10 protein-coding genes are annotated in these 9,911 nt (G+C 64.8%); 8 read left to right on the top strand and 2 right to left on the bottom strand.

Features of this window, described 5'->3' with window-relative positions; genetic code table 11:
* Window positions 1–204 precede the first annotated feature (204 nt).
* From ACFVJ3_RS48615 to ACFVJ3_RS48600, 4 genes are all read left to right on the top strand, one after another.
* On the top strand, window positions 205–705 hold the full coding sequence (locus ACFVJ3_RS48615) for a flavin reductase family protein (protein WP_378458898.1): 501 nt from the start codon (window positions 205–207) through the stop codon (window positions 703–705).
* A 324-nt stretch (window positions 706–1,029) separates the two neighbouring features.
* The gene (locus tag ACFVJ3_RS48610) at window positions 1,030–3,381 is read left to right on the top strand and encodes a transketolase C-terminal domain-containing protein (RefSeq protein ID WP_378458897.1); all 2,352 of its coding nucleotides are present in this window, start codon (window positions 1,030–1,032) and stop codon (window positions 3,379–3,381) included.
* Between the two features lie 43 nt (window positions 3,382–3,424).
* A complete protein-coding gene (locus ACFVJ3_RS48605) occupies window positions 3,425–4,606 on the top strand; it encodes a 2-oxo acid dehydrogenase subunit E2 (RefSeq protein WP_378458896.1) in 1,182 nt (393 codons plus the stop codon).
* Window positions 4,607–4,640: 34 nt separating this feature from the next.
* On the top strand, window positions 4,641–4,886 hold the full coding sequence (locus ACFVJ3_RS48600) for a DUF3263 domain-containing protein (protein WP_378458895.1): 246 nt from the start codon (window positions 4,641–4,643) through the stop codon (window positions 4,884–4,886).
* 131 nt (window positions 4,887–5,017) lie between these two features.
* Here the strand turns inward: ACFVJ3_RS48600 and ACFVJ3_RS48595 are convergent, their stop codons facing one another.
* Window positions 5,018–5,548: a YceI family protein gene (locus ACFVJ3_RS48595; RefSeq protein ID WP_378458894.1), complete on the bottom strand. Its 531-nt coding sequence runs from the start codon at window positions 5,546–5,548 to the stop codon at window positions 5,018–5,020.
* A 443-nt stretch (window positions 5,549–5,991) separates the two neighbouring features.
* Here ACFVJ3_RS48595 and ACFVJ3_RS48590 point away from each other — a divergent pair, with 443 nt between their 5' ends.
* The 4 genes from ACFVJ3_RS48590 (at window position 5,992) to ACFVJ3_RS48575 (ending at window position 9,473) form a co-directional block, all read left to right on the top strand.
* On the top strand, window positions 5,992–7,887 hold the full coding sequence (locus tag ACFVJ3_RS48590; RefSeq protein WP_378458893.1) for an acetolactate synthase large subunit: 1,896 nt from the start codon (window positions 5,992–5,994) through the stop codon (window positions 7,885–7,887).
* 10 nt (window positions 7,888–7,897) lie between these two features.
* On the top strand, window positions 7,898–8,317 hold the full coding sequence (locus ACFVJ3_RS48585; protein WP_378458892.1) for an LLM class flavin-dependent oxidoreductase: 420 nt from the start codon (window positions 7,898–7,900) through the stop codon (window positions 8,315–8,317).
* Window positions 8,318–8,345: 28 nt separating this feature from the next.
* Entirely contained in the window at window positions 8,346–8,591 is a 246-nt protein-coding gene (locus tag ACFVJ3_RS48580; RefSeq protein WP_378458891.1) for a hypothetical protein, read from the top strand.
* A 183-nt stretch (window positions 8,592–8,774) separates the two neighbouring features.
* Window positions 8,775–9,473: a GntR family transcriptional regulator gene (locus ACFVJ3_RS48575; RefSeq protein ID WP_378458890.1), complete on the top strand. Its 699-nt coding sequence runs from the start codon at window positions 8,775–8,777 to the stop codon at window positions 9,471–9,473.
* Between the two features lie 183 nt (window positions 9,474–9,656).
* Here ACFVJ3_RS48575 and ACFVJ3_RS48570 read toward each other — a convergent pair.
* The coding region (locus tag ACFVJ3_RS48570) for an acetyl-CoA carboxylase biotin carboxyl carrier protein subunit (protein WP_378458889.1) at window positions 9,657–9,911 on the bottom strand (255 nt) is incomplete at its 5' end.

Here is a 9,911-nt window from a genome sequence, read left to right as displayed (position 1 = left end):
CTCGGTTCGATCCTGCGGGACATCCGGACCATGTCGGTGCACTCGTTCCTGCTGCACTCGACCAACGCTGAGTTGTATGGGCGGATCCTCGCCGGCAACGAACCCGACGTCCCCTTCATCTGAAAAGAGCACGTGTGCAATCACCTTGCACGACATGCAGTCGCGGTATCGATCACGGACTGCAGGAGGAAAGGAATCAGACAGATGAGTAATGAGAGCGATTCACTTCAGTACAGCTTCAAAGAGGCTATGGCTCATGTGGCGACGCCGGTCGCGGTCGTTTCCTCCGTGGACGGAGGGCTGCCGGTCGGAACGACGGTCAGCGCCTTCATGTCGCTGTCGATGACCCCACCGATGGTCCTGGTCTCCCTGGACAAGGGTTCGGAGACGCTCGAACTCGTGGCGACTTCGCGGCGGTTCGGCCTGAACATCCTCGCAAGTGACCAAACAGCGACCGCACTGAAGTTCGCGAAGAAGGGCGGGGTGGGGAAGTTCAACGGTGTCCGGTGGGACCTGGATCACGAGGTCCCCCGGATCACCGGTGTCGCCGGCTGGGTGGCATGCACTGTGGAGCAGATCGTCGAAGGCGGTGACCACATGATCGTCCTGGGCAGCGTTGTGGCGGCCGAACACGTTCACGGCGAGCCCCTCACTTATCACGGACGCGTGTTCGGAACCCACTCCGCCATCGAGGTGCTGCAGTAACCCCTCCCGCCCACCCGTGAGCGATCCGGACTAGGTCCCGACTCGCGATCGGAGCTTGGCAGACTGCCCATCCCGTTTCTCGAGGCAGGACACGAACTGGGCATTATGCTCAAATTATCGGATAGTGCTTGCGCAGTACGGGATACTGATTCACTGTTATAACAACTTCGCGCACAACAAGGACGACGCGGCGACAGATCCGCCGACTCAGCCTCAGGCCGAGCCGATCGGGCCCATCCGCTCCCGATCGGCTCGGTTATCCCGCCGTTCAGCCGTACCCGATGCGCCCCGCGCAACATTTCGCATGTGAGGAAAGAGATTCCGATGCACGACACCCTGCCCGTCACTCCCGGGGCCGCGACCCCGCCCGCCCAGGCCGGCGGTCCGGTGGATCTGGAGACACTCGACACGATCCGGCAGCGGGTGTTGTGGCTTTCCACCTCGATGATCCACCACGCCAACCGAATCCGGCCCAACCCCACCGGCCTCAAGGTCGGTGGGCATCAGGCGTCGTGCGCGTCGATGGTCTCGATCATGACCTCGCTGTGGTTCGAGCAACTCCAGCCGGGTGACCGGGTGTCGGTCAAGCCGCACGCCTCCCCCGTGTTGCACGGCATCAACTACCTGCTCGGGGAGCTCGACGAGAAGTACCTGACCACCCTGCGCGAGTTCGGCGGCCTGCAGTCCTACCCCAGCCGGTCCAAGGATCCCGACACCGTCGACTACTCCACCGGTTCGGTCGGCATCGGCGCTACCGCCCCGATCTGGGGTGCGATGGCCCGCCGCTACGTCGAAACCACTACCGGCGGGGCGGGCACCGGCCGTCAGTACTCGCTGGTCGGCGACGCCGAACTCGACGAGGGCGCGGTGTGGGAGGCCATCCTCGACCCGGGCATCGCCGACCTCGGCGAGGTCGTGTGGATCGTCGACCTGAACCGTCAGTCGCTGGACCGAGTGATTCCGAACATCGCCGCCAACCGGTTGGAGAAGATGTTCGACGCCGCCGGCTGGCAGGTGATCACCGTCAAGTTCGGCAGGCTGCTCGAAGAGTTGTTCACCCGGCCCGGTGGGCAGGCGCTGCGCACCCGGATCCTCGACATGCCCAACCCGGAGTACCAGCGGTTGCTGCGGTGCAGCGCCGACGAGGTCCGTACCCGCCTGCCCGGGAACGGCCCCGGCAGCGCCGAGATCAGCGCGCTGATCGCCGGCCTCGACGACGCCACCCTGATCGCGGCCATCCGCAACCTCGGCGGCCACGACCTGACCGCGCTGACCGCGGCCTATCGGCAGATCGACGACACCCGGCCGACGGTGATCATCGCCTACACCATCAAGGGCTACGGGCTGCCCACCCAGGGGCACCCGCAGAACCACTCGTCGCTGCTGTCGGTGGACGAATTCGCCTCGCTCGCGGCCGATCTGGGCATGGACCCGGCGTCGCCGTGGGGCCGGTTCGACGCCGACTCCCCAGCCGGGCGGCGGTGCGCGAGCAACGCGGAGCGGCTGCGCCGGAACCCTGTCCCGGCGCTGCCCGCGCTGACGATCCCGACCGACATCGGCCGCACCCCGAAGGGCACCGCCACCACCCAGGCGGCGCTGGGCCGGGTGCTGCTGGACCTGACCCGCGAGGCTCCCGAGGCCGCGAAACGGGTGGTCACGGTCAGCCCGGACGTGAGTTCGACGACGAACCTCGGTGGGTGGGTCAACAAGGTCGGCGTGTGGTCGGCGGCCGAGCGCCGCAACTGGTTCGAGGACGACCGCGAGACCATCATGCACTGGAATGAGCGGCCCACCGGGCAGCACATGGAACTGGGCATCGCCGAAACCAACCTGGTCGGACTGATGGGTGAGCTCGGCGCCACCTGGAGCCGGTGGGGGCAGCCGCTGTTCCCGATCGGGGTGATGTACGACCCGTTCCTCGAACGCGCCCTCGAGCCCTGGTCGTACGGCATCTACGCGGGCGGGCAGTCGATCCTGGTCGGCACCCCCTCCGGTGTCACCCTCGCCGCCGAAGGCGGTGCGCACCAGTCGATCAAGACCCCGTCCATCGGTCTCGAGCAGCCCGGGTGCATCAGCTACGAACCGGCGTTCGCGATCGACACCGAGTGGGCCTTGCTGGCCAGCATCGGCCGGCTCGGTCGCCCGGACGGCACCTCCGCCTACCTGCGGCTGTCCACCCGCCCGGTCGATCAGACCCTGGCCGCGGTGCCCACGGACCCGGCGGCCCGCGAGCGCCGCCGCCGTCAGGTGGTGGCCGGCGGCTACCCCCTCGTCCGCCGAGATGATGCGCAGGTGACCCTCGTGGCGATGGGGGCGATGGTGACCGAAGCCCTGGCCGCCGCCGACCGGCTCTCCGAGCAAGCCATCCCCGCCGACGTCGTCTGCGTGACCAGTCCCGGGTTGCTGTTCGAGGCGGTCCAGGCGCGGCAGGGCCGCGGGTCCGGTGAGAGCTGGATCCTTGATCAGCTGTTCCCGGCCGATCGCGCCAACCCAATGGTCACCGTCCTCGACGGCCACCCGCACACCCTGGCGTTCCTCGCCGGCATCAACCAGGTGCGCAGCACCGCACTCGGAGTGAGCAAGTTCGGCCAGGTCGGCTCCCTCGACGAGGTGTACCGCTACCACGGCATCGACACCGACAGCATCGTGCGGGCCGCACTCGACATCATCCCCTGATCACCGAGACCCGCACGCACACAGGCCAGGAGCAGACAACACGATGACAACCGAACAACTCGCAGGCACCACGGTGCGGATGCCGGCACTCGGGGAAAGCGTCGACGAGGGCACCATCACCCGGTGGCTCAAACAACCCGGTGACCATGTCACCGCGGAGGAACCACTGCTCGAGGTCGCCACCGACAAGGTCGACACCGAGATTCCGTCACCGGTCACCGGGATTCTCCAGCGCATCCTCGCCGAGGAGAACGACGTCGTCGCAATCGACGCCGAACTGGCAATCATTAGCGAATCGTCCAGTGGTCCGGCCGACAATTCTCCTGCGCTTCCCACACCGGCACCCGCCGTGCCTCCCACACCGGCACCCGCCGTGCCTCCCACACCGGCACCCGCTGCGGATCCGGCACAGACCGCAGCAGCGGTGCCCCCGGCCCCGGCGACGGTTCCCTCGCTGTCCCCGGAGCCGGAGACGGGCAGCGCAGTTACCGCCGTGACGCAGTCCTCCATCGGCTCGATCACCGAGAAGCTGCCGCGCATTCGCCGCACCATCGCCCAGCGGATGGTCGAGTCGTTGCAAACCGCCGCTCAACTCACCACGGTCCTCGAGGTCGACGTCACCGAGGTCGCCCGGCTACGAGCGGCGCACAAGGACGACTTTCTGCAACGGACCGGAATCAAGCTGTCTTTTTTACCGTTCTTCGCCAAAGCCGCCGTCGACGCGCTCGCCGAGCACCGGGTCCTCAACGCCTCCCTCAATGCGGACGTGACCGAGGTTACCTACTACGACCACTGCCACCTGGGCATGGCCGTCGACAGCGAAAAGGGGCTGATGGTGCCGGTCATCCGCGATGCCCAGCAACTCGGAATCGAAGGCCTCGCCCGCGCGATCACGGACAAGGCCGACAAGGTCCGCACCGGCAAGATCACCGCCGACGAGCTGTCCGGCGGCACCTTCACCCTCACCAACACCGGAAGCCGCGGCGCCCTGTTCGACACCCCGATCATCAACCAACCCCAAACGGGCATCCTCGGTGTCGGTGCCGTGGTCGAACGACTGATCCCGACCCGCCATGAAGGTGAGCTCCGCATCGACGTGCGCTCGATGGCCTACCTGTCCCTCTCCTACGATCACCGCATCGTCGACGGCGCCGACGCCGCCCGCTTCCTCACCACCGTCAAAACCAGGATTGAAAAAGGCTTTACAGCAGTAGAATTGACATGAGTTCAACCAAAAGAAATCGGGCCTGGGAGGAATGATGACCCGAGACACACACGCCATGCTGGCGTTCGCCACCAAATGGTCCCGTTTCGGCGGAGGAGACGAATACATCCTCCCCGAGTTCGGAATCACCCCCACGGTGTTCTACCAACGTATTCTCGCGATGGTGACCAGCACCCTGATCAACGAAGTCGACTTCGCGACCCGCACGCATCTGCGGGAGTTCTGTTCTCACAAAATCGTTCAGGCGAGGGCAACTCCTGCTGTACAGGTTTCACGGTAGGGCTGCCGAACACCCTGCAGCGCCCCGACGGGGGGCGAGGCCACTGCAGGATGTTGACTACTTCGAACATGTTCGAGGCCCGGCGATTCGACTCGCCGGGCCTCCTCCTCGTCTGCGGTATGTCGACCGCCTCACTCGCCGCCAGGTAGGGCAACGATCGTGATTCCCAGATGCACGAGACGAGACACGCCGGCCCAGGGGCCCAGCATCGGAAATACCGTCCGATCCAGCGTCACATCGGCAACGAGTTCGAGTGCACCGTCACCAGCCTCGACCGACCTGAGCTGCAACCGCACCGGAGCAGCGGTACCCCGTACAGTGACCTCGCACGGGATGCTCTCGTCCGAAAGGCAGGCATTATCGATCGCCACACGGATCGTGGGGTGCTCGTTCGTGTGGAGGTAGTGCGAGGACCTCAGATGCCAATCACGCGGTGCCAGGCCAGTACTGATCTCGTTGGCGTCGAGGACGCCAGCACCGGCGAGCTTGCCGCCACCGATTTCTATCGAACCGTCACGAACGGGGAAGTGCCCTCGGACCCACATCACCCCGAAGGCTTTGGCGCGAAAGGTGACAGCCGACCGCGCGGTGTCGACGACGTACGTTCCCGCGGGTATCGAGTCGGGCGAGGAATTGGATGGCACGGAGTGAATGTCGGGCATAGCGGAGAGCTCCTCGAATAGGGTGGCCTACGCCACCTTCGCAATATGTGATAACAGCCATACTAAACGAGTTCGACGGTCTTTCAAACCCTCTCCACCGCCACAGGTTCGGCTGTTGCGTAGACGAAATGAGGATACGGGGGAAGTCCGAGAGGTCGGCGTCGATGCTTGGCAAGATGCCCAGCCGCACGGGGCGACTGCCGTTGAGACCGTGCAGATTGATCAACCGCGGCGTCGCCGATTGCGCTCCCTGCAAGTCACTGATTGACTGTTGGCACAACAGGCCCGGGGAAGTGACCATCCTTCGCGTGGCCGCCGGGAGAGCTCACGAGGCTGTGGTCCCGGACTATGACACCGCGGACGCTACCGAGAACGGCGGGTCCGAATCGCAACCGTAGTCTGCCGTCGCGAATTGGACCGCGGACCGAACCTAGGAACTGCACGTGAGCTCATCTGTCTCTACTGCCCCTGTCACACAGCGACATCTCTCTGCGGTCAGCGAGAGTGACTCTGCTGTTCCCGATGCCGGAACAGGCGATTCGGACGCTCTGGCTGGTCGCTGTCCGGCACGGGTCACCGGGGCGCAAGCGGTGGTGCGTTCGCTCGAAGCGCTGGACGTAGACGTCGTCTTCGGCATCCCGGGCGGGGCTATCCTGCCGGTCTACGATCCGTTGGTCGACTCTCCTCGAGTCCGCCACGTGTTGGTGCGTCATGAGCAAGGCGCTGGGCACGCCGCGACCGGTTACGCCCAGGCCACGGGCAAAGTCGGAGTGTGCATGGCGACGTCCGGTCCGGGTGCGACCAATCTGGTTACTCCCCTCGCCGATGCGCAGATGGACTCGGTGCCGGTGGTGGCGATCACCGGGCAGGTCGGGCGCGGTCTGATCGGTACAGACGCCTTCCAGGAAGCCGACATCTCGGGCATCACCATGCCGATCACCAAGCACAATTTCCTTGTTACGGACGTCAAGGACATCCCCCGCACCATTGCAGAGGCATTTCACCTCGCCGCCACCGGCCGCCCCGGAGCGGTGCTCGTCGATATACCCAAGGACGTCTTGCAGGCCACGACCACCTTCGCCTGGCCTCCGGCCATGCGTCTGCCCGGCTATCGACCGGTGACCAAACCGCACCGCAAGCAGGTCCGTGCGGCCACCGAACTGATAATCGAAGCGAAGGCGCCGGTCCTCTACGTGGGCGGTGGTGTGATCAAAGCCGAGGCCTCGACCGAGCTGATCGAGTTCGCAGAACTGACCGGCATCCCCGTCGTGACGACGCTGATGGCGCGCGGAGCGTTTCCGGACAGTCATCGACTGCACTATGGGATGCCCGGTATGCACGGAACTGTCGCCGCAGTGGCGGCACTGCAGAAGAGCGACCTGCTGATCACGCTTGGTGCGCGGTTCGACGACCGCGTCACTGGTGAGGTGGCCTCGTTCGCGCCCGGCGCGAAGGTAATCCACGCCGATATTGACCCCGCCGAGATAGGGAAGAACCGATTCGTCGATGTTGCCATCGTCGGCGACTGCAAGAAGACAATCGCGGCCTTCATAGATGAGATCAGTGGTCGACCCGACCGCATTCCGGCAACAGACCTGGCGGATTGGCTCGTGTACCTCGATGAGGTCCGTCGCGCGTACCCACTCAGCTACGACCGCCCCGCAGACGGATTGCTTTCTCCGGAATTCGTCATCGAGTCCCTCGGCAAAGCTGCCGATCCCGACGCGATATATGTTTCCGGCGTCGGACAGCACCAGATGTGGGCCGCTCACTATATCGACTACGAAAAGCCGCGCACCTGGCTCAATTCTGGCGGCTTGGGCACGATGGGGTACGCAGTTCCAGCGGCACTCGGAGCCAAACTCGGAGCACCGGACCGCGAGGTGTGGGCGATCGACGGAGACGGGTGTTTCCAGATGACCAATCAGGAACTGGCCACCGCCGCGATCGAAGGTGTCCCGATCAAGGTCGCCCTGATCAACAACGGAAACCTCGGAATGGTGAAGCAACTTCAGGCGATCCACTACGAGGGCAGGTACTCGAACGTCGACCTCGGTACGCACGCCCACCGCATTCCGGACTTCGTCGGCCTCTCCGAGGCGCTCGGTTGCGTCGCCCTGCGATGTGAGCGTGAGGAGGACGTCGACGCGGTCATCGCCAAGGCGCGCTCGATCAACGACCGCCCCGTTGTCATCGACTTCATCGTCGGGGACGACGCCTTGGTATGGCCGATGATCGCCGCCGGCGCCAGCAACGACCAGATCATGGCCGCGCGCGGAATCCGCCCCCTGTTCGACGACAACGAGAGCTCTCCGAGAGAGCCGCGCTCGAGGAACTGATGGACAAGCCGTGAACTCCTACATCCTCCCCGGTCGCTTGGCGGACGTGCATGATGGTCTTCAACACGCCGTCGAAGGGGAGCACATCGGCCTGTCCGGCATCTTCGTCTCAGAACGGTGGGAAACCAAGGAGATCGCATCCGTCATGGGGGCGCTTTCCAGGTCACCCGACCGTGTTGGGCTCCTCGCCGGCGTCAACCACTTCGGTACCTCCCATCCAGTGGTGCTCGCGGGGATGGGCGCAACTCTGCAGACGTTGACCAAAGGTCGCTTCCAGCTTGGATTCGCACCGGGTCGCTTCCCACTTCCGGGCATTCGGCACTCCCGCGCTAGGCCTGGACGGAATGCACGGCTGTGCAAGCTTGTTGCGTCGGCTGGGCGGGTGAGACCGTTGAATACCGCGGGCCCGCCGGCATCTATCCCGAGATGAAGTTGGGAAATACCCTGATCCGCCGCCAATGATCCTTGCGTGCGTCGGTGAAAAGATCTTGCAGCTTGCCGGAGCACATTTCGACGGGGTGATTCTGCATCCGTTCGTGACCACAGAGGCGGTAGCCACACAAAGCGTGGAACCGATCGAATCGGACGTGGTCCTCTACGAACGCGAGGCCCAGGCTCGGCGCATCGCTCACCAGGATCTGGGTGAGCTCACCGACCTTTGCAGATCGAAGGGCACGCCGATCAAACTGCAGCCTGACGGCTGAAGATTCTTGCTGGTCCGACAGATCGAGCGGTATCAAGAAATCCGATCGGTGCAGCGGGGTGCTGACCCGCTTCTGAAGCTGACGCGGGGGCCGGGGGTGCAGGCCACCGGCAAACCGTTATAACATAACTTGACGACGGACAAGGCCGTCGAAGTTGGAGATAAGGACCGAGCGGAGGATGCGGTGACGGCAACCACACAGGAGCAACGGTCTTTCGTGCGATCGCTTGCGCCGACATCGGTTCCCAATCAGGTAGCGAAGGAGATCCGTCGCGCCATCTTGTGCGGTGAACTGCGCCCGGGACAGACCTTTTCACTGCGCGAGATCTCCGGCCAGCTCGGTGTCAGCTTCATTCCGGTACGCGAGGCTCTCCGCGATCTCGAAGGCCAGGGACTCGTCATCACCCGACCCGGCAAGAGCGCGATGGTGGCTCCACTTGCACATGACGATCTCCATGGCATCTATCGTCTGCGTCGACAGATCGAACCGGAGCTCGCCGGGCGTGCGTCCAAGCTGCTCACAATTCAGGATTTCGACCGGCTCGAGGGCTATCTGACGATGTTCGCCGACGAGACGTCGGGTATCGACGACGTCTACGACGCCCACCACGCGTTCCATTACGAACTGCTGCGGCCGGCGGCGACGGCTTGGGATCTGCGCACTCTCGAAGGGCTGTGGCACGCCGCGGAGCGGTACGTCCGGCTCGCCTTTTCCGGACGCGACGCCGAACCGGACGAGCCGAACCGACGGTGGCGAACGCACAATGAACTCCTAGTCGCCACGCGTACCGGTGGGATCCGCCAAATTGCGGCGGCGACACGCAAGCATCTCGATGACAACGAGCAGATCGCGCTCCGCGCGCTCGACGATATTGCCCCGTAGCCGTGCCGGCGTCCGCGTTCATGCGGACGCCAGCACGGTGTGAGCACCACAGTTCCCGCGGTGAGTGGTGTGGACGCAGGGATTCGTTACGAAAGCGGAGTCTTGACGTAAAAGCACCTAGGCCCGCACCCCATCATGAAGTGGGGCGCAGGCCTAGGTGCTTTGGGTGACGGCCTACATCTGCTATTTCAGTTCGGCGAGGACGGTGCCCTGGGTGATGGCGGCGCCGGGTTCGACGGCGAGGCCGGTGACGGTGCCGGCCTTGTGGGCGTTGACCGGGTTTTCCATCTTCATGGCCTCGAGGACGGCGATGAGGTCGCCCTCGGCGACTTGTTGGCCTTCTTCGACGGCGACCTTGACGACGGTGCCCTGCATGGGGGCGGTGACGGCGTCACCGGAGGCGGCGCCGCCGGCGGCGCCGCCGCGGGTGCGGGCCTT

Source organism: Rhodococcus sp. NPDC127593, assembly GCF_042671975.1.
GTDB lineage: Bacteria > Actinomycetota > Actinomycetes > Mycobacteriales > Mycobacteriaceae > Rhodococcus_F.
Note: the sequence above shows the minus strand (reverse complement) of the source record. Positions and strands in the feature narration are given on the sequence as shown.

Excerpts from the sequence above, each read along its gene's own strand:
- ACFVJ3_RS48610 (WP_378458897.1), top strand. The coding sequence starts at position 1,030 with ATGCACGACACCCTGCCCGTCACTCCCGGGGCCGCGACCCCGCCCGCC.
- ACFVJ3_RS48595 (WP_378458894.1), bottom strand. The coding sequence starts at position 5,548 with ATGCCCGACATTCACTCCGTGCCATCCAATTCCTCGCCCGACTCGATA.
- ACFVJ3_RS48600 (WP_378458895.1), top strand. The coding sequence starts at position 4,641 with ATGACCCGAGACACACACGCCATGCTGGCGTTCGCCACCAAATGGTCC.
- ACFVJ3_RS48605 (WP_378458896.1), top strand. The coding sequence starts at position 3,425 with ATGACAACCGAACAACTCGCAGGCACCACGGTGCGGATGCCGGCACTC.
- ACFVJ3_RS48615 (WP_378458898.1), top strand. The coding sequence starts at position 205 with ATGAGTAATGAGAGCGATTCACTTCAGTACAGCTTCAAAGAGGCTATG.
- ACFVJ3_RS48580 (WP_378458891.1), top strand. The coding sequence starts at position 8,346 with ATGATCCTTGCGTGCGTCGGTGAAAAGATCTTGCAGCTTGCCGGAGCA.